The organism is Mycolicibacterium sp. P4_G11 (assembly GCF_056555145.1).
This window is the reverse complement of sequence record NZ_JBFUJW010000003.1, coordinates 113,421-133,227: the sequence shown is the minus strand read 5'-3', so window position 1 is coordinate 133,227 and position 19,807 is coordinate 113,421. Positions and strand designations below refer to the sequence as shown.

Genomic DNA, 19,807 nt, shown 5'->3' with positions numbered 1-19,807 from the left:
GTCATCAGTCAGTTGACTGCCATTGGTGTGGCGAGTGATCTCGCTCAGTCATCAAACTGATGGATAGGGCATTGACCTCGGCTATACAGAAGCGACCACTACGCAAGTGAGGACAAGCGCTGATGCCGACTGTTGCCGACCACTTCATTGCCACACTGCAGGCCAGCGGGGTAGACCGCGTATTCGGTCTGCCCGGTGACAGTCTCAACGGATTCACCGATGCGATCCGGCGGGCCGACGGATTCGCTTGGGAGCATGTGCGTCACGAGGAGGCGGCCGCCTTCGCTGCCGCGGGGTCCGCCGCCGTGACCGGTCAGTTGGCGGTGTGCGCCGGTAGTTGCGGCCCGGGAAATCTGCACTTGATCAACGGCTTGTTCGACGCGCAGCGCAGTCGCGTACCGGTGCTCGCCATTGCCGCCCATATTCCCGCTGCCGAGATCGGGTCTCAGTACTTTCAGGAGACCCACCCGCAAGAACTGTTCCGCGAATGCAGCGTCTTCTGCGAAATGGCCAGCTCCCCTGAGTCCGCCATGCGCGTGCTGCAGATGGCCATGCGCGCGGCAATTGAGGAACAAGGGGTGGCCGTGGTCGTCATCCCGGGTGAGGTGTTCCTGCAAAAGCTGCGCGATCCGGCCCGTGTCCGGCCGGTATTGCCGAGCCGGCCGATCGTGCGGCCGGACGATGCCGCACTCGCGACCGCGGCCGCAATACTCAACCAGGCGACCAGAATTACGATTCTCGCGGGCGCCGGCGCCGCGGGCGCACACGAGCAGTTGGTCGAGTTGGCGGGAACGCTCAATGCACCGGTGGTGCATGCGCTGCGCGGCAAAGAGTATGTCGAGTACGACAATCCGTATGACGTCGGCATGACCGGGCTGCTGGGGTTTGCTTCCGGCTACAAGGCCATCAAGGAAGCCGATGTGCTGCTGATGCTCGGGACCGATTTCCCGTACCGTCAGTTCTATCCCGAAAATGCGATCGTCATTCAGGTCGACATCCGCGGTCGGCATCTCGGCCGTCGCACACCGATCGATCTCGGACTCGTGGGCACAGTACGAGACACCCTGATCGCGCTTCACCCGATGCTGGCACCGAAAACGGATCGAAGTCACCTCGATCGGTCCCTCGGCCATTACCGTCGGACGCGCGAGCGGCTTGATTCGCTTGCTGTCAACGACCACGACCACACCCCGATCCGTCCGGAGTACGTGGCCGCGGTGGTCGACCGACAGGCAGCCACGGATGCCGTCTTCACCGTTGACGTGGGTTCGCCGGTGGTGTGGGCAGCGCGCTACTTGACGATGAACGGCCGACGCCGGCTTATCGGCTCCTTCAACCACGGCACCATGGCCTGTGCGCTGCCCTTGGCTATCGGCGCACAAACAGCCGACCGGCATCGCCAAGTCGTCGCGCTTGCGGGCGACGGTGGCCTGACCATGCTGTTGGGTGAGCTGATCACCTTGGTGCAGAACCGATTACCGGTCAAACTGATCGTGTTCAACAATTCCTCGCTGAACTTCGTGGAACTGGAGATGAAGGCAGCAGGGATCGTCACCTTCGGCACGGACCTGCACAACCCGGACTTCGCCGAGGTCGCTCGTACGTGTGGCTTGTACACCCGCCGCGTCGAGCACCCGGCCGAGCTGGAGTCGGCGATCGCGGACGTGTTCGCACACGATGGGCCGGCGTTGGTCGATGTGGTGACCGCACGCCACGAGCTGACCATTCCGCCGGCGATCACCGCGGAACAGGCAAAAGGCTTCTCGCTGTATGCCATTCGTACCGTGCTTGCCGGTCATTCGGATGAACTCCTCGATCTGATCACCACCAATGTGGCCCGCAGAATCCTCGACTGAACTCGATCAGAAGGTGACGATGACAGCCACACCTCAATATCGTTCCGCCGCCGCTCGTCTGGCCGCAGCTGCCTTGGCTGTCGCGACGGTCGCGTCCTGCGCCGGCGGTCAGTCGCCCGCCCCGATGACGACTGGCCCCACCGGTAGGGCCGGTCAAGCGGTGGGTCCGCAGTACGACTCGGTGCATGTCTACGTCGCGCCCGGCCAGCTCGATGCTTTCGTGCGCAGTTGGCTGGGCACATTCGGCGGATCCGCGAAGCCCCAGGCTGTCGTCACCGTTACCCCCACACCCAGCCAGACGAAATCGCAGCTGATCCTGTCGCCGGTCGGCACCATCTCGGCGTTCGAGTTCACCACCGCGGTGCCGTACCCGTTCGGCTCCGAACGCACGGGTTGGTTGATGGGGGATTTCGACGCCGGTGTTCAAGAGGCCCGCGACGCCGGTGCCGCCGTCGTCGTCGAGCCGTTTCCCGACCCGATCGGCCGCGACACCGTCATCGAGTTCCCCGGTGGAGTGAATGCGCAACTGTACTGGCACACAACGACACCCAGCTATCCGCCGTTGGCGTCCGTGCCTGACAATCGGATCTATCTGCCCGCGGCGAGAGTGGACCAGTTCCTGAAGAGCTATCTGCAGTTCACTCACGGCCGCGTCGACACCGATGCCGTGGCCGCCGACGGGCTCCTGATCGGTAAGCCAGGCACCACCTTTCGCCGAATTCACCTCACCTCGCCGTTCGGCGACACGCTCATCGCCGTGACAGACGGCCAATTGCCATATCCCTATGGCCGGGAACTGGCCGGGTATCGCGTCGCTGATGTTGCCGCCGTCATCGCGAAGGCGGTGGCCGCCGGCGCGACTGTGCTCGGCGCATCCGTGCGCTCCGGCAGCACGACTTCGGCAATGCTGCAGTGGCCGGGTGGCTACGTCGCTGAACTTCATTCCGACTGATCGACTAGCGTCTCACCGATGACGGCGGGTACACAGGCTGATTCACGGTCGGTGGCCTGGGCGCCGCTGCGCAACCCGGTCTACCGCAATCTGTTCATCGCCCAACTGGCATCCAACATCGGCAGTTGGATGCAGACGGTCGGTGCGCAATGGTTCCTCATCGCCGCTCACAGCAACCCGACGATGGTTGCGCTGGTCCAGACCGCCAGCCTGACACCGACGTTGATGCTCGCCCTGCCGGCGGGAGCACTGGCCGACATCTTCGACCGGCGACGTTTGTTGATCGTCACCACCGCGTACACAATGGTCGCCGCGGCAGCGCTCACCGCCTTGACCGTGACGGGGATACTCACGCCGCTGCTACTGCTGGTGCTGACCTTTGCCATGGGATGCGGAGCCGCACTGTCGGCTCCACCCTGGCAGGCGATCCAGCCTGAACTGGTTCCGCGAGAACAGATTCGGTCAGCATCTGCGCTCGGTAGCGTGACAGTCAATGCCGCTCGGGCCATTGGCCCGGCCATCGCGGGTCTCGTGGTTGCGGCCGCCGGACCCGCTGCTGTGTTCGCATTGAACACCGTCTCTTTCGCCGGGGTGATCGTCGCGCTGGCCCTCTGGAGGCGTGCACCGAGCGGTGGCGCCGGCCCTCGCGAACCGTTCTGGCATTCGTTCGTATCCGGCGGTCGGTACGTCAGATCAGCCCCCATAGTGCGCCGAATACTCTTGCGTGCTGGGCTTTTTGCCTTTCCGGCGTCGGCCCTGTGGGCTCTGCTGCCGCTGGCTTCAGCGCAGCACTGGCACCAGGGAGCCGCGGGTTACGGTCTGGTGTTGACGTGTCTCGGAGCAGGTGCGGTGGCCGGGGTTGCGGTTGTTCCCGTTTTTCGAAAAAGGCTGCCGGACAATGCCTTATTGGCCGTGTCGGCACTGATCTACGCTGCCGGAATGCTCGCCAGTGCGTGCCTGCCGTTCGCTTTCGCGGTGATCCCTTTGATGTTGTCGGGGACCGCCTGGCTCATGACGCTGACCACTCTGAACACGGCCGCTCAGCTATCGCTGGCACCCTGGGCCCGGTCTCGAGGCCTGGCGGTGTATCTGCTCGTCTTCATGGGAGCGCAGGCGCTCGGCTCAGTGGTGTGGGGCGCTGTCGCGTCGCACGCTGGATTGGCCACATCGCTTGTGGGCGCTGCTGTCTGCCTGGTGGTGGTGGCGGCGACCGTGACCGTGCTGCCGCTGCACCCGTGCACCGGCAAGCTCGACCGGGAGGTGTCCACGGCCTGGCCGGCACCGCACGTCGTGATGATGCCCGAACCGGATGACGGCCCGGTGCTCATCAGCACCTCCTATCGCGTCGCTGAAGACGCATTGGGGGAATTCATCGAAGTGATGCACGACGTCTGTCAGGCACGTCGACGCACGGGTGGGCATTCCTGGCGGTTGTATCGCAGCGGCGAACATGCCGAAGTTGTCGTCGAACAATTCGTCGTGCCGTCATGGGCGGAATTCCATCACCAGCACACCGCCCGCTGGTTGTCGTCCGACCACGATGTCATGACCAAGGCACTCGCGTTGACCGTGGACGGGGATGCCGACCAACAGGCGTTTCTCCGGATTCGGTAGCTCTGCCGATCGTCGGCCCAGCGCGGGTGCTCGGCTACCCGCTCCAGCCGCTCAGGAACGCGAGTAGCTCGGCGTTCACGACATCAGGGCGCTCCTCCTGACAGAGGTGCCCACACTCGGGGATCGGCACACCCCGCACCTGGTGTGCCACCGTCTTCCAGACTTCGAGCACGTCGTAGGCCTCGCCGACAGCACTGAAGTTCTCGCCCCACATGGTCAGTACCGGGCAGTCGATGAGCCGGTCGGCGTCGGCGACGTCCTGGGCTACGTCTTCGGGTGCGGCCCGGTAGTCCATGCAGGATCCACGTATCGCACCCGGTTGCTGATAGGCCCGTACATAGGTGGCGATCTCCTGCGGGCTGAGCATGTCCGGGTTGTAGGACCACGTCCGGTAGAAGTGGGTCAGCCAGATCTCTTCGCGGCCGGCGATGAGTGCTTCGGGAAGGTCGGGCTCGGCGAGGAACGTAAAGAACCAATACCCCTGTCGGGCCCGTTGTACGTCATAGGTTTCCGCGATGACCCGCGTTGGGATGTTATCCATGGCCACGAACCGGTCGATTCGGTCACGGTGGTCTTTGGCGAAGCGGGTGCCCACCCGTGCGCCGCGGTCGTGCCCGATGAGCGCGATCCGCTGATGCCCGAGGTGATCCATCAGTGCCAGCACATCTCTGGCCATCGTGCGCTTGTCATAGCCGTAGGCAGGCTTGTCGGTGTCGCCGTAGCCGCGGAGGTCCGGCGCGATGACTGTGAATTGCTCGGCAAGTGCCGATATCTGTTTGCGCCAGCCGTACCACGTCTCCGGAAAGCCGTGCAGTAGATAGACCGGCGGTCCGTCACCCGCGCTTACCCAATGCTGCTTGATCCCGTTGAGTTGTGCGGTGTGGTGGGTGATCCCGGTCAATTCGGCAGTCATCGATGTCCTGTCGTGGGGCGCGCCGCGCGCGCGGTGAGGTGTTCTTCCACCCAGTCGCTGAACGTCTGCCAACCGATCTCCGGATAGTGCCGATGCAGGTCGGCGATGTCGGCGCTGTAACCGTGCACGGACAGGAAGCTGAACATGGCCCGCATATCGGCGGAGGCGATTCCGGACGGGTCGTAGGTGACCAACTCGATCGGGGAACCCAACGCGTGCTCGAGAGTGGCGGTCATCTGACGTGGCGTCGGTGCATCGGAAGCGATGTCGATGCGCAGCCCCGTAAAGCGTTGTGGTTCCTGTAGGACGGCGGCGACGAACCGGCCCAGATCGCGCCGGGAAAGCTGCTGCAATGGTGTGGTCGCCGGCAACGGCAACGAGAATTGACCCGACCGAAGCTCGTCGATCCCGCCGAGCATGTTGTCGTAGAAGTAGGTCGGGCCGACGATCGTGTAGGGCACGCCAGATGCGGCGAGCGCCTCTTCGATCTTGGCTTTGCTGTCGAAATGCGGGATCCCGGTGCGCTGGTCGGCGTTGGACACCGAGGAATAGACCAGATGGGGGACTCGGGCCTGCACTGCGGCACCGATGATGTGTAAACCTTGCGCCACTTCGATGTCGGGCCCTTCCTCGAAAGGAGTGGTGACGGCGAAGACCCCGGTGATGCCGGTGAAGGCGTCGGTGAGGGCTTGTTCGTCGCCGAGGTCGGCCGCGGCGATCTCGATGCCCTCTTGCGAGAGTTTCTGCGCGCGAGGCGATTGGGGGTTACGCGCGATGGCGCGTACTCGTAGGCCACGCTCGACAAGGGCGCTGACGACGGCGCCGCCCGTCGCCCCGGTGGCACCGATTACCGCGTATGTCTGCGCCATGTTGTTCTCCTCGCTCATGCGGCCTGACGTTTCAGTACGTAGATGTGTTCGCCATCGAGCACCAACTCGCCCAGCTGATTCTTCACGGACACAGCAGCTTTGACTCGGCCTTCATCGGCCTGGGGGATCAGTTCGGTGATTCGCAGTTGCGGGTACAGGGTGTCACCGGCATGCACTTCGCCAAGAAAACGGCACGTCAGGCCGTCGAATCGGACGAACACGTCGCCGATCACATGGGGGAACAGCGTTGCCCCCGGGGCGGTGACGGCCAGCACCTGCAAACCGTGCACGACGGGTGCTGAATGACCATGCGACCGTGCCCATTCCACGTCGTAGTGCACCGGGTGGTTGTCGGCCGAGATCGCCTGGAAGGCCGACCCGTGGGCGTCGGTGACGGTGCGACTGGGCGCGCGGAACACCTCGCCGACCTTCAGTTCCTCGAATGTTCGCGCGGGCACCAGGCGGTGTTCGTTCGGATCGAACGCATCGACCCCGGTGGCATCGGACATGACGTCTCCTCTAGGTGTCGGGGTGATGAATCCGACCCCGGCGGTGGGCATCGGCTACCTCCACGCACGATGTGCGAAAGTGACCCCGCGCACGGCCGGCGGGTCGAACAGGTGGGCCACGGTGCTGCTCCTGTTCTGGGCGGTCGCGGACGTCTGCGTTGCTGAGTCTGCGAGATGGGCGCGCTCCAGTCATCAGTCAGATGACTGGGCCCGTCTCGACCACCGTCCGTACCGAAGCGGGAGGCGTAGAGTCCTCGGCACACAACGAGGCCGCCACATCGGTTGGGAGGATGTCGTGAGTCGAGACGTGGTGCTGGATCCAACGATCGCGCGGCTGGTTGCGTCGATGGCCACCCCTCCGACGCTCGGGCAACTGGGATCGCAGGACGGCCGGCTGGCGCTGCGGGAAGCACAGCGCACTGTCATCGAGCAACCCGGAACAGTCGCTCAGTTTCACACCGCGCCGGTGGGTCCGTCTGGTCTGGTGGGGTATTGGTTGGTGCGGCCGCAAAACGAGCACGGTGCGCTGCCGGCGGTGTTCTACGTACATGGCGGACGATTCATGTTCGGCGACGCGGACACTCACGGGCGTGTCGTCGGGGCCATCGCCACACGCTGCCGTGCCGCAGTCATAGTTCCCGAGTACACCCGCGCGCCGGAAGCGCGATACCCAGTCGCGCTCGAAGAGTGCTATTCAGCGCTGCTGTGGGTTCATGACAATGCGGAGGCCGTCGGTATCGATGCGAAATCCATTGCGCTGGCCGGTGATTGCGCGGGTGCGACCATCGCCGCAGCGGTCAGCATGGTATGTAAGTCGCGCGGCGGCCCGCGACTTCGCGCACAACTGCTGTACTACCCGCCAACTGATGCGCGGTGTGAGTACCCGTCCCACAACGCATATGCGGAGGGCTATCTGCTCACCAGCGATGAGCAGGCCTGGTATTGGGATCAGTACTGCGACGGCGATATCGACTGCCCGACGGTGTCTCCGGTTCGCGCACCGGTCGCAGACCTCAGCGGGTTGCCGCCGACGTTGATAATCACCGCCGAGGCCGATGTGGTGCGTGATGAGGGCGAAGCGTTTGGCGAATTGCTGCGCGAAGCTGGGGTTTCGGTGACCTGCACCCGTTACCTGGGTACGGTCCACGATTTCGTGGTGCTCAGTCAGCTCAGTGACACACCGTCTGCCAGGGCGGCCCTCGAGCAGGGCGTGAGATTCCTCGAAGAAGCGATACGCCGATGAGAAGACGCCGCCTGATTGTGCTGCGCAGGAAGCGGTTTTCCCAGTGACACTGGCACATTCGCAGTCGCCGATCGTCGGCCGCGGTCAGCTGATTGGTCTGATCACCGAAGTGGCCTCTGGTGTCGCCGCCGCGCCTCAGGCAGTGATTCTGGTCGGCGAACCGGGTATCGGTAAGTCGACGCTGCTGCGGCACGCGGTGGCAGCGCTGCAGCCGCAGCGCGCGACAGTGGTCTTTGCCGGGGGTTCCGAGCCGGACCACGTGCGCCCTTTCACTGCGTTGACCGAGTTGCTCTGGCCCATCGCCGAGCGAATCGCGGATCTGCCCGCCCCGCTGCGGGATGCGCTGCAGGACATCGTCAATGGCGGTGCCGGCGCCGCGGGGCACGGCCCCGCGCTGATTCAGCAGGCGGTGCTGGCCCTGTTCGCGGTCGTCGCTGCTGATCGGCCACTGGTCGTCGTGCTCGATGATTTCGACCGATTCGAACCGGACTCTCGCCAGGTGCTCACTTATGTGATCGGCCGGGTTCCCCACCTTGCTGTTCGGTTGTTGATCAGCGCACGGCGGGTGGACCAGCTCAATGGTCTCGACCGTTCCTTCCGGGTGGTCGAAGTTGCGCCTCTGACCGATGCCGCGGCCGCAGAACTGATCGACACCCAGACACTGGCGCCAGACGCGAGCGTCCGCGGTGAGATCGTCCGCTGGTCCGGCGGTAATCCATTGGCCCTGATTGAATCCGCCCGGTTCTACGGCAAAACAGGTTCGGTCAGGTTCCGGGGTAACCACATGGTTGGTTCCGGATTCGCGCATGCGTTGTTCGCCGCGCAGCTGTCGGAGCTGCCGCCCGACGCGCGGCGGCTGACTTTGTTCGCCGCCGCCGGCGCGGGCTACGAGACCATCGACACCATCACGGCCGCAGCGGGTTTTGGTGCTGACTTATGGCGGTGGGAGCCGGCGATCGAACGGTCTCTGCTGAGCATCACCGAGGACCGGCGGGTGCAGTTCAGTCACGCCTTGCTGCGCAGCGTGACTTACAGCGAGGGGGATCTGGCTGATCGCCGCGCTGCCCACATCGCGTTGGCTGCCGCTCCGCAATTGGATGTGGCATGCCGCGCTTGGCATTTGGCGGCCGCGGCGGATGGCCCGGACGAGACCGTCGCGTCGCTGTTGGAGCAGGGCGCCGAACGCTCCCGGCAGCGTGGCGGTTACCTGGAGGTGTCCAGGGCGCTTCAGCGGGCCGCTGAATTGAGCCCTGATGCCGACGATGCGGCTCGGCGGTTCACACTCGCCTCGGTGGCAGCCAACTTCGGCGGGGACCCATCATGGGCACTGGCGCTGAATGCCAGCGCGGTGCAGCGCTCGAAGGACCCCGAGATCGTCGGTCATGCCGCCTTGACGCGTGCCTCGGTGCTGCTGCAATCAGCACGTCCGGCGGAGGCGGCCGAACTGGTTCGCAGCGCACTCGACGGCACGCCGCCGACCAACTCGCGTCTCCGACTGGCGTTGATGTACACGGGCGCATCGTCGGCGTATTACTCAGGGGAATTGGCGCACCGGGACCGCCTAGGCCGTTGGCTGCAGGATTCCTCGCAAGATATCTTGGGGGAGAGCGTAATTCCGACGCCCTTCCCGGCGGAGGCGGGGCCCGTGCAGCGGGCGTACATCGCTATGTACGCCGACAGTGCAGGCAGCGCCCACGATCGTCCAGCACCGTGGGATCGTCGTTGGCTGCATCCGATGTCCGCTCCCGTCGAACCGTTCCGGCACCTCGCAGTAGGAGCAATGGCGTACGCCACCGAGGACAGTGCGCTGGCGGTCACCGAATTGCGGGAAGCGGTCGAGCAGCTCAAAGCAGCCGGTGGATTGCGCGGCTTCACTTTCGCCATCGCGCCGCTGGCGTGGGGACTGCATGACACCGGACGGTGGTCAGAACTGCGGGCACTGCTCGACGAGACGGATACCTTGTGCGGGGTCTACGATCTGGCGCTGCTGCACGCGGAAAGCAACGTCGTGCGTGCCCATCTGTTGTCATGCTGGGGTGACACCGATGCGGCGGACGCCGCCATCGACGCAGCGTCCCGTGTCATCGCCGACAAATGTGGCACCGCAACCAGAACCGCACTGACGTGGGCCACGGGACGGAACGCGCTGGCCCGCAGCGAGTTCGATTCCGCGTATCAAGCCTTACGACAGATGTTCGACGCGGAGGGCGAGCCGACTCATTTCGTCGTCTCCCATCGCGCCATCGCCGACTTGGCATGGGCCGGCGCGCGCAGCAGCCACCTGGAAGAGGTACGGCCCCTGGTGGCTTCGATCGGGCGTCAATTGGGGTCGAATCCTCCTGTGCGACTGCGTCTTCTGCGGCATCAGGCGCTCGCCCTGACCGCGAGGACGCACCTGGCGGAACGACACTTCCGCCTGGCAATTTTCGATCCGGCCGGTGACCAGTGGCCGATGGAACGCGCACGAGCGCGTCTGCATTACGGCGAATGGCTTCGCCGGGTGCGCCGGCCTGCCGAATCTCGTACCCAGCTGACCGCTGCCCTTGAAGTGTTCGATCGCCTGGGTGCAGCGCCGTATGCGCAGATCGCGCGCGCCGAACTCCGCGCTGCCGGCGTGACGGCGTCAACTGCCGGCGCCGTTTCCGGCTTGGATTCGCTGACGGCGCAAGAACGGCAGATCGTGTCGATGGCGGCCTCGGGGCTGACCAATCCGGAAATTGGTCAGCGACTCAATCTTTCGCCGAGAACCATTGCCTCGCACCTGTACAACGTCTATCCCAAACTGGGGGTCAGCCGACGTCATCAACTGCGGGATCTGTTGGGGGACAGGCCTACCTGACGTGGTCGCCGGAGGCACTGCATCGCCACTGGGTGCGCCCACCGCCGCTGTGCGATCTCAGTCATTGCACTGATGACATGCGATGGGCGTTGTCGCAGTATGGCGAGGCAACGTTGGGCCGCAAGCATGGCTGGCGGGTAGCAGCCAGGTTCACATTGACACGCTTTGCTTGATCCGGAGTTGATGCAGCTCACTACAGGGAGGACATGCATGCCCACGATAAGGACCGTCGATGGCGTCGACATCTTTTACAAGGACTGGGGCAGCGGGCAGCCCGTTGTCTTCAGCCACGGCTGGCCGCTGTCCTCTGACGACTGGGACACCCAGATGCTGTTCTTCCTGCAGCACGGTTATCGGGTGATCGCTCATGACCGGCGTGGCCACGGGCGTTCGACCCAGGTCGGTCACGGCCACGACATGGACCATTACGCAGACGATCTCGCCGCCGTCGTCGAGCATCTCGATCTCACCGACGCGCTGCACGTCGGGCACTCCACCGGCGGCGGGGAAGTGGTGCGCTACTTGAGCCGCCACGGCCAAGACCGCGCAGCCAAAGCGGTGTTGATCAGCTCGGTACCACCGTTGATGGTCCAGACCGATGCAAACCCCGGTGGTGTTCCCAAACAAGTTTTCGACGACCTGCAGGCGCAGGTCGCGGCCAACAGGTCCGGGCTGTACCGCGATTTCGCCGCGGGACCATTCTTCGGTTTCAATCGCCCGGGCGTCGAGCCGTCCGAAGCGATCATCGAAAACTGGTGGCGCCAAGGCATGATGGGCGGAGCCAAGGACCATTACGACGGAATCGTCGCGTTCTCGCAGACCGATTTCACCGACGATCTGAAAAGCACGACGGTACCGGTACTCGTGATGCACGGTGACGACGATCAGGTTGTGCCGTACGAGAATTCGGGCCTATTGTCCGCAAAGCTCCTGCCCAACGGTTCGTTGAAGACGTATTCAGGCTTCCCTCACGGCATGCCGACGACTCATGCGGCAACCATCAACGCCGACCTGCTGGAGTTCTTCCGGTCATGAAGCCAAACGCTGTGGTGACGGGCCGTAGGGCCGGTCACCACAGCGTGGCGGATCAGTGAGTACTCGGATCGGTGATGATCTCGACCAGCGCCGGTCCCCGATGTTCGAGCGCCTCGGCGATGGCCGCGGCCACCTCCGTGGGATCGGTGACCCGCCGACCGTAGCCACCGCAGCTGCGTGCGTAGGCGGCGAAGTCCGGATTGAGCAGTGATGTCTGCCAGACCGCGTACTCGGCCCCGCGCTGTTCCTCGCTGATCTTGGCGAGTTCCCCGTTGTTGAGCAGGACGTGGGTGATGTTCATGTCGTACTTCACCGCCGTCGTGAACTCGGCAAGGTACTGGCCGAAGCCGCCGTCGCCGGTGATCGCGACGATCGGCCGGTCCGGGGCGGCTGCCCAAGCGCCCATTGCCGCGGGGAAACCGAACCCGATCGAGCCGAGGTATCCGGACATGAGCACGGACTGCTCCGCGGTTTCGAAGTAGCGCCCGAACGAGTACGCGTGATTGCCGACATCGACGGCCAGGACGGCATTCGCAGGAGCCAGGCGGCTGAGTTCCTCGAAAACGGTTGCGGCAGCGACCCGTCCGTCCGGGTGTTTGACGGCACGCCGGGCTTTCTCCGTGCGCCAGACCGCCCAGCGATCGGCGACCTCCGGGCGTTGGTCGATCAGCGCCGGGTTCGGACGAAGCCTGTCCAGAACGGCGGAAGCGGTCACTCCCACGTCGCCGAGCACCGGGACCGTCACCGGACGGAACCGGCCGAGCATCATGGGATCGGTGTCCACCTGGATGATCGGCTTGTACGGCGAGATTCCCGTGTGGTTCGAGAAGGAGGCACCGAACACCAGCAGCAGGTCGGCCTTGTTCATCATCCACGACGCGACAGGCGTGCCCGACCGTCCCAGCACGCCGCACGCGAGCGGGTGGGTGTCGGAGATCTGTCCCTTGGCCTTGAAGGTGGTCAGCACGGGCGCATTCAAGCGTTCGGCCAGCGCGATGACCGCCGGCATGTCGAACTTCGCGCCGGCGCCGACGATGACCAACGGTCGGGTCGCCGTGGCGATCAACTCAAGTGCCGCCTCGAGCGTGGCCGCAGAAGGCGATACCCGAAGATCGGGCATACGACCTTGGGGCCCAGAGGCTTTCTGGTTCGGGGCCTCAAGAATCTGTACTTCGTCTGGCAGGACGAGGTGGCCGACGCCGCGTTCGAGGATCGCGTGTTTCAGGGCCATGGTCATCAGTTCGGCGTGGTCGGAGCCCGAACGCACCATTGCCGAGTACGCCGAGACATCCGCGAACGCCGCGAGCAGGTCGATGTCCTGGAAGGCACCTTTACCGGCGACCGAGGAGTCCACATTGCCCGACAGCGCAAGCACCGGAGCGCGGTCGGATTTCGCGTCGTACAAGCCGGTCAGCAGGTTGGTCGATCCAGGGCCGGCGATGCCGAAACATGCGGCGGGCCGACCGGTGAGCTTGCCGTAGGCAGCCGCGGCGAACGCGGCGGCGCCTTCGTGTCGGATGCCGAAATACCGCAGCTTGCCCTCTGTTTCGGCTCGGTGCATCGCCTCGGCGAGCCCGAGATTCGAGTGGCCGACCATACCGAAAACGGTGTCGACCCCCCAGTTCGTCATGGTCTCCACCAGGAGGTCGCTGACGGTACGTGGGTGCTCGGTCGGGGGTGGAGTGCCGACGTAGATCCCGTCGTCACGGACTTCAACCGGATAGGTGCGCACGTTGAAATCCGGGCCGCCTGCGGCTTCGCCGGTGAACGGGTCGAAGTCGAATCCATGCCAGGGGCAGCGGATCTTGTCGTTCTCCAATGTGCCCTGGCCGAGCGGACCACCCTGATGGGGACACCGGTTGTCGACGGCGCCGTAACGGCCTTCCAGTTTGGTGAGTGCGACGGTCTTGAGTCCGACGGGGCACATGGCCACTTCGCCGTCGTCGAGTTGGTCGGCATCGACGGCCTTGTGCCAGTTGAGATTCTGATCGTTCACAGTGGGATGGCTCCTGCGTAGGGGACGCCGCTGAGGTAGGCGAAGTCACGATCGAACGTGACGAGATCGTCGATGTTGAAGTCCGCCAGACTCCGATGGCCACAGGCGCGCGCCAGGACGACCATCAGGTCGACGGTCGAGCGCAGGAACCGGTTCAACCGTTCCGCACCGGCCGGTACCGGCAGCCGCGCGCGCAGTTTGGGATCTTGGGTCGCGATGCCCGTCGGACAGCTGTTGGTATCGCAGGCGCGCATTCCGACGCACCCGATGGCTTGCAGCGCGGCGTTGGACAGAGCAATCGCGTCCGCACCCAAAGCCAATGCCTTGACCATGTCGGCTGGAGTGCGGATACCGCCCGTGATGACCAACGTGACCTGGCCGGCCTGTGAGCGGTCGAGATGTCTGCGAGCGCGGGCCAGCGCCGGGATGGTCGGTACGGAGATGTTGTCGCGGAAAATGGTTGGGGCGGCGCCGGTTCCACCGCCTCGGCCGTCGAGGATGATGTAGTCGACCCCGATCTGTAAGGCGGCGTCGATATCTTGTTCGATGTGCTGGGCGCTCATCTTGTATCCGACCGGGATACCGCCGGAGACCTCGCGCACCTGCGCGGCGAATTCTTCGAAGGGCTGCAAGGACGTCCAGTCCGGGAATCGCGCCGGCGAGACGGCTGCGGTTCCCGGGGGGAGCCCGCGAACCTCTGCGATCCGGCCGATCACCTTGTTACCCGGGAGATGACCACCTGTGCCGGTCTTGGCGCCTTGCCCGCCCTTGAAATGAAACGCCTGTACTTGGCGGACCCGATCGAAGCTCCACCCGAATCTGCCTGATGCGAGTTCGTAGAAGTACTTTGAATTCTGTTGCTGTTCTTCGGGAAGCATGCCGCCTTCTCCCGAGCAGATACCCGTCCCGGCCAGCTCGGCGCCGGCGGCCAGGGCGGTCTTGGCTTCCTGCGACAGTGCGCCGAAGCTCATGTCGCTGACGAACAACGGGATATCGAGGGTCAGTGGTCGCCGCGCCGCCGGCCCGATCACTGTCTGGGTGTTCACCGGTTCCTCGTCGAGCAGCGGCAGCCGAGCGAGTTGGGCGGTGAGCACCTGGATCGAATCCCATGACGGGAGTTGGTCGCGCGGGACTCCCATGGCCGCTGTCGGACCGTGTTCGCTGGTCAATCCGTGTGCAGCCCACTGATGAATCTGCGCTACGAACGGTTCCTCTGCGGTGTTGGTCGGCTTGATCCACTGACCTTGATATCCGTCGTCGTCATAGGTCGGTGGGTTGTCCCGGGCATAGGCGTCGACGGCGGCCTGATCGACGTAGACCGCTCCGTCGGACACCCACGCGGGGAACGTCGCCAGCCTGACGGCCGGGTTGACCGGCGCGACCCCGGTCTGGATCTCGTAGCGCCAGCCGTGCAGACCACACACCAGCAGGTCACCCTCGATGCTGCCGTCAGACATCAGGGCACCGCGGTGGGCGCAGCGCCCATACAGCGCCCGAACGTCGTCGCCCTGTCGGACCAGGACAAGGTCGACGCCGGACACGCGGACGGTGCTCGGTGTGTTCTCGGCCAGATCACCGATCGAGGCAACTCGCACCGCCGTTGTCGAATCAGATGCCATGGGTCTGGGTCATTTCACTCCTGATCCGGTGGAACATCTGTTGGGGCGGACAGTCAGTGTAATTAGCACTGTCAGCTGAACTCTCGGCGATTGACGCCCTGATACGCATCAGTCAGCTGACTGATGCGTAATGCGGCCCGACGTCCAAGGCTGTTGAACGGTGAGATCGCGCGCACGAACAGCATCTCCATCTGCCCTATCGAGAAGAGTCACGTCATGACCGACTACGCCAGTGCCACGGCGATCGTCGTGGGTGGATCCATCGGCGGACTGACCGCGGCGTTGTTACTGCGGGACCTGGGATTCACTGTCGATGTCTACGAGCGCACTCCCACGGCGCTCGAAGGGCGCGGCAGCGGGATCGTGCTGCAGCCGGACACTGTCCGCTGGTTCGTCGAACGCAGTTCTCAAGACGCGGCCGACTTGCGCACCTCCACGGCCTACGTGCAGTACCTCGACCGCGCCGGCGACACCGTGTACCGGCAGCCGGCCACCTGGACCTACACCTCATGGGGCACCTTCTACCGAGCACTGCTCGCGGACTTTGGGACCGACCACTACCACTACGGCCAGTACGCCTGCGGCTTCAGCCAGGATGAGGACAAAGCGACGGTGCGCTTCGCCGGCGGCGCGACCGCGTCAGCTGATCTGGTGGTCTTCGCCGACGGTGTCCGATCGGTCATCCGGGAGCGCTTCGACCCGACCGCCAACCTGAGCTACGCCGGCTATGTCGGATGGCGCGGCACGCTGCCGCTCGCCAAACTGAGCGCCGACGCGCGCCAGGCACTCGATGATGCGGTGACTTACGACGTCATCCCCAATTCGCACATTCTCATGTATCCGATTCCGGGGGAGGAAGGGCTGGAGCCGGAGCACACCCTGCTCAACTACGTCTGGTATCGCAACGTGTCGGCAGGTCCGGACCTGACCGAAATGCTGGTCGATAAGCGTGGGCAGCAGGGTTTGGTATCGGTGCATCCTGGCCAGGTGCAGGACCGGTATGTCGACGAGTTGCGCCGGGACGCAGCCGACTTGCTCGCACCGGTGGTCGCCGAGGCCGTGATCAACACCGAAAACCCCTATCTTCAAGTGCTTTACGACGTCCGGTCGACGCGGATGGCATTGGGACGTGTGGCATTGATCGGCGATGCGGCCTGCGCCGCACGTCCTCACGCCGCGGCCGGAACCGCGAAAGCTGCTGCTGATGGCTGGGCACTCGCTGCCGCATTGGGCAATTCGGGTGGCGACATCCCTGCGGCACTCGAGAACTGGGAGCCCGGGCAACTCCAGCTCAGCGACAATCTGCTGCGCCGGGTCATCGAGATGGGCGACCGCGCGCAGTTCCACAACACCTGGACGCCGGGGGACCCCGACCTGCGATTCGGGCTCTACGGTCCCGGCCAGTAGTCGGCGCATCAGAACCCCCAGACAAGGACGAACATGTCGAATGAAAGTTTCCTCAGCGACTTGCCACTGGCCGGCCAGCTCATCGCCACCGATTTCGAGGGCTGGAGTGATGAGCTCAAAGCCGACTTCGCTGCCCACGCATACGACGGAAACGTCGGATCACGGCTGTTGAGCCAGAATGAGCGGGTCCGGGTATGGGAGATACGTCTCGCACCCGGCGAACGCTGGCACGCGCATCGCCACGTACTGGACTATTTCTGGACCGCTGTCAGCGCCGGCCACAGCCGCCAGCACACCTTCGACGGTACTACGCGCGATGTGTCCTACGCGGTCGGAGAAACCCGGCATTTCCATTTCGGCCCAGGCGAATACCTGCTCCACGACATCGAGAACATCGGTGAGACCGAGCTGATCTTCACCACCGTTGAACACCTCGACAGTGACAACGCTGCGCTGCAAATCTGACGTGATGGGTAGAACCCTCGGCGTAGTTCTGGCCGCCGGCGGCGGCGAACGCTATGGGATGCCGAAAGTCGCTGCTGCCCAAGGTGCCTGGCTCGGATGCGCGGTGAGCGCCTTGGCCGACGGCGGGGACATCGATGAGAAATAGGGCTGTGCTGCAATGGATTTACGACCGAAACCGGCGCGACATGGACGTTGTCGCCGTCACCGTACTCGACACCTTTGATCGCTCTCCGTACCCGGCCGGGTCGATGATGGCCTTCGATCGGTGCGACCGCTTCGAAGGCAGCGTGTCATCGGGCTGTGTCGAGGCGGATCTCTACGAGCGTGCCCAGGCCGTATTCGGCGAGCATCCGGACACATTGGCCGGGACCGGTTGCCAGATCATCGATTTCGATGCCGACCTGTCCGCCCGCGACCCATTTGCCCCACCGGGGCCGTGCGGTGGAAGTCTCCGCGTCGCCATGCACCCGGTGACATCACAGCATTTCCCCGAGCTGGCGACGCTGATGTCGATGGTGCGGCAGGGCATGCCCGCCACCACCTTCTTGAACCTGCGGACGGGTCACACTTCGCTGACACGTGGTGACGATGCGCCAGTGTTCCGTACGGACTACGAGCACAGTCCGCGCCTGCTGATCTTCGGGACCAGCGACATCGCCGCCGGGCTTTCTGCTCTGGCGTCCCCACTGGGCTATGCGGTCACCGTGTGCGATCCCCGGCCGGTGTTTCTGCAAGAGGAACGCTTTCCGGCGGCGGACTTGGTTCGGGACTGGCCGGATCGTTACCTGCGTCAGGAACGAGAATCGGGCCATATCAACGCTGACACCGCAATCGTGGACCTGACGCATGACGATCGATTCTCCATTCCGCTGCTCGTCGAAGCTCTCGATTCGCGGCACTGGGCCGGCGGCACGCAGCCGACATTCGTCGGTGCCCTGGGATCGCGGACCCGCTCGTTGAACAAGCGTCACGCCCTCCTCGAGTACGGACTGTTGCCCTCTGACGTCGACCGTCTTCAGGCGCCGATCGGGCTGGACCTCGGCGGTAGGGACGCATCGCACATCACGGTGTCGATCCTCGCTCAGGTGGTGGCAGTCAACGAGGGCGGGAGCGGTCTGCCGCGTAGCCAGTTGGTCGACTGATGACGAACCACCCGCGACGTCGGACACTCACGACGACAAGAGATCTCAACGACTTCAAGGGGCGAGCATGGCTGACCTGACAGGCAAAGTGGCGATCGTGACGGGCGGCGGCTCGGGGATCGGCGAGGCCGCCGCCGTGGCGATGGCCCGCGCCGGAGCCGCTGTCATCATCGGCGGCCGAGATGCGGGTAAAGGAGAACGCGTCGTCGAGGTCGTCCGGCGCAGCGGGGGACAAGCTGTGTTTCAGCCGACCGACGTCAGTGATCCCGCGCAGGTCAAGGCTCTGGTCGACCGGACGGTTGCCGAATTCGGCCGCTTGGATATCGCCCACAACAACGCCGGGGTCGACGGCGAACAGGTCCCGCTGCATGAACAGGACATCGACGCGGCATCGGTGCTCTTCGACATCAACATCAAGGGCGTCTTCTACTGCATGAAGTACGAGATCGACCAGATGCTCAAAACTGGTGGCGGCGCGATCGTCAACACGTCATCGATCTTCGGCTTGAACGGCTATCCCGGGTGGTCGCTGTACACAGCAGCCAAGCACGCCGTCACCGGTATGACCAAGGCGGCGGCCCTCGACTACGCCACGCAGAACATCCGGATCAACGCGGTCGGGCCCGGGCCGGTCGAAACTCCGCTGCTGGCCAACGGCACCGGCGGGGACCCGCACAGTTACGCCGCGTTCGTGCCCATGGGGCGCATCGGCCAACCCGACGAGATCGCCGACGCCGTTGTCTGGCTGCTGTCCGACGAGGCACGCTACGTCACCGGCCACACCCTGCCCGTCGACGGCGGCGTCTGCGCCCAGTGATTCGTGCACGTTCCGTAACGGTCAGCGTCACGGAGCGTGCACCAATCGCTCAACGCGCCCGCAGCACCTCAAGCGCCTTGTCGGCATGGGAATCCATGCTGATCTCAGACGCGATCACCTCGAGCACCCTGCGGTTGGTGTCGATGACGAACGTGGTCCGCTTGACCGGCATGAGCTTGCCGAGCAGACCACGTTTCACACCGAACGCCTCGGCCACCACGCCGGCGCTGTCCGACAGCAGCGGGTAGTCGAAGCTGTGCTTCTCGGCGAATTTGTCCTGCTTTTCCACCGCATCCATGCTGATCCCGACCCGGGATGCACCGACAGCGGCGAACTCGGCCGCCAGGTCGCGGAAGTGGCAGGCCTCCATGGTGCAGCCGGGCGTCATCGCCGCCGGATAGAAGAACAGCACGATGGGCCCGGAGGCCAGTAGTTCGGAAAGGCTGCGGACGGTCCCGGTCTGGTCGGGCAGGCTGAACTCGGCTACCAGGTCACCACGTTTCATGGGCACCACGCTACTTCTGGGAGGAT

Annotated in this window: 17 protein-coding genes; 11 read left to right on the top strand and 6 right to left on the bottom strand. The window is 64.5% G+C overall.

Translation table 11 applies throughout. From position 1 onward, the window contains the following. Nucleotides 1–122 precede the first annotated feature (122 nt). Genes poxB through AC1U2B_RS06610 form a run of 3 tightly spaced genes read left to right on the top strand, consistent with a single transcriptional unit; the run spans nucleotide 123 to nucleotide 4,422 of the window. Nucleotides 123–1,856, top strand: coding sequence for a ubiquinone-dependent pyruvate dehydrogenase (gene poxB / locus AC1U2B_RS06620; RefSeq protein WP_480216164.1), 1,734 nt, complete (start codon nucleotides 123–125; stop codon nucleotides 1,854–1,856). Between the two features lie 19 nt (nucleotides 1,857–1,875). Next, nucleotides 1,876–2,808 (top strand): glyoxalase, encoded by a 933-nt coding sequence (locus AC1U2B_RS06615; protein WP_480216163.1) that lies wholly within the window; start codon nucleotides 1,876–1,878, stop codon nucleotides 2,806–2,808. A 51-nt stretch (nucleotides 2,809–2,859) separates the two neighbouring features. Then, nucleotides 2,860–4,422, top strand: coding sequence for an MFS transporter (locus tag AC1U2B_RS06610; protein ID WP_480216162.1), 1,563 nt, complete (start codon nucleotides 2,860–2,862; stop codon nucleotides 4,420–4,422). A gap of 34 nt (nucleotides 4,423–4,456) precedes the next feature. On the opposite strand, the gene AC1U2B_RS06605 is transcribed toward AC1U2B_RS06610, so the two are convergent. From AC1U2B_RS06605 to AC1U2B_RS06595, 3 genes are read right to left on the bottom strand one after another with little or no spacing between them, the layout of a single operon-like run. Beyond that, on the bottom strand, nucleotides 4,457–5,335 hold the full coding sequence (locus AC1U2B_RS06605) for an alpha/beta fold hydrolase (RefSeq protein WP_480216161.1): 879 nt from the start codon (nucleotides 5,333–5,335) through the stop codon (nucleotides 4,457–4,459). Then, nucleotides 5,332–6,204, bottom strand: coding sequence for an NmrA/HSCARG family protein (locus tag AC1U2B_RS06600; RefSeq protein WP_480216160.1), 873 nt, complete (start codon nucleotides 6,202–6,204; stop codon nucleotides 5,332–5,334). Before AC1U2B_RS06600 ends, AC1U2B_RS06605 begins: the two co-directional genes overlap by 4 nt. A gap of 14 nt (nucleotides 6,205–6,218) precedes the next feature. After that, nucleotides 6,219–6,764 carry a MaoC family dehydratase gene (locus AC1U2B_RS06595; RefSeq protein WP_480216159.1) on the bottom strand — a complete coding sequence of 182 codons (546 nt, stop codon included), beginning with the start codon at nucleotides 6,762–6,764 and terminating at the stop codon, nucleotides 6,219–6,221. 244 nt (nucleotides 6,765–7,008) lie between these two features. Between AC1U2B_RS06595 and AC1U2B_RS06590 the strand changes: the two genes are divergently transcribed. The 3 genes from AC1U2B_RS06590 (at nucleotide 7,009) to AC1U2B_RS06580 (ending at nucleotide 11,830) form a co-directional block, all read left to right on the top strand. Then, complete coding sequence (locus AC1U2B_RS06590; protein ID WP_480216158.1) at nucleotides 7,009–7,956, top strand: alpha/beta hydrolase; 948 nt, start codon at nucleotides 7,009–7,011, stop codon at nucleotides 7,954–7,956. A gap of 43 nt (nucleotides 7,957–7,999) precedes the next feature. Next, nucleotides 8,000–10,795, top strand: a complete 2,796-nt coding sequence (locus AC1U2B_RS06585; RefSeq protein ID WP_480216157.1) for a helix-turn-helix transcriptional regulator — start codon at nucleotides 8,000–8,002, stop codon at nucleotides 10,793–10,795. A 210-nt stretch (nucleotides 10,796–11,005) separates the two neighbouring features. Beyond that, nucleotides 11,006–11,830 (top strand): alpha/beta fold hydrolase, encoded by an 825-nt coding sequence (locus tag AC1U2B_RS06580; RefSeq protein WP_480216156.1) that lies wholly within the window; start codon nucleotides 11,006–11,008, stop codon nucleotides 11,828–11,830. Nucleotides 11,831–11,882: 52 nt separating this feature from the next. Here AC1U2B_RS06580 and AC1U2B_RS06575 read toward each other — a convergent pair whose 3' ends face one another. Then, nucleotides 11,883–13,826: a thiamine pyrophosphate-dependent enzyme gene (locus tag AC1U2B_RS06575; RefSeq protein ID WP_480216155.1), complete on the bottom strand. Its 1,944-nt coding sequence runs from the start codon at nucleotides 13,824–13,826 to the stop codon at nucleotides 11,883–11,885. Continuing rightward, a complete protein-coding gene (locus AC1U2B_RS06570; protein ID WP_480216154.1) occupies nucleotides 13,823–15,445 on the bottom strand; it encodes a glutamate synthase-related protein in 1,623 nt (540 codons plus the stop codon). Before AC1U2B_RS06570 ends, AC1U2B_RS06575 begins: the two co-directional genes overlap by 4 nt. A 216-nt stretch (nucleotides 15,446–15,661) precedes the next feature. Between AC1U2B_RS06570 and AC1U2B_RS06565 the strand changes: the two genes are divergently transcribed. The 5 genes from AC1U2B_RS06565 to AC1U2B_RS06545 all read left to right on the top strand — a co-directional run bounded on the left by AC1U2B_RS06565 (nucleotide 15,662) and on the right by AC1U2B_RS06545 (nucleotide 19,276). Continuing rightward, nucleotides 15,662–16,852, top strand: a complete 1,191-nt coding sequence (locus tag AC1U2B_RS06565) for an FAD binding domain-containing protein (RefSeq protein ID WP_480216153.1) — start codon at nucleotides 15,662–15,664, stop codon at nucleotides 16,850–16,852. A gap of 33 nt (nucleotides 16,853–16,885) precedes the next feature. Further along, nucleotides 16,886–17,317, top strand: a complete 432-nt coding sequence (locus AC1U2B_RS06560; RefSeq protein WP_480216152.1) for a cupin domain-containing protein — start codon at nucleotides 16,886–16,888, stop codon at nucleotides 17,315–17,317. Between the two features lie 4 nt (nucleotides 17,318–17,321). Then, nucleotides 17,322–17,462 (top strand): hypothetical protein, encoded by a 141-nt coding sequence (locus AC1U2B_RS06555; RefSeq protein ID WP_480216151.1) that lies wholly within the window; start codon nucleotides 17,322–17,324, stop codon nucleotides 17,460–17,462. After that, nucleotides 17,452–18,459: an XdhC family protein gene (locus tag AC1U2B_RS06550; RefSeq protein WP_480216150.1), complete on the top strand. Its 1,008-nt coding sequence runs from the start codon at nucleotides 17,452–17,454 to the stop codon at nucleotides 18,457–18,459. The genes AC1U2B_RS06555 and AC1U2B_RS06550 overlap by 11 nt, the downstream gene beginning before the upstream one ends. A gap of 67 nt (nucleotides 18,460–18,526) precedes the next feature. Further along, entirely contained in the window at nucleotides 18,527–19,276 is a 750-nt protein-coding gene (locus AC1U2B_RS06545; RefSeq protein ID WP_480216149.1) for a glucose 1-dehydrogenase, read from the top strand. Between the two features lie 49 nt (nucleotides 19,277–19,325). Here the strand turns inward: AC1U2B_RS06545 and AC1U2B_RS06540 are convergent, their stop codons facing one another. Beyond that, on the bottom strand, nucleotides 19,326–19,781 hold the full coding sequence (locus tag AC1U2B_RS06540; protein WP_480216148.1) for a peroxiredoxin: 456 nt from the start codon (nucleotides 19,779–19,781) through the stop codon (nucleotides 19,326–19,328). Nucleotides 19,782–19,807: the final 26 nt, after the last annotated feature.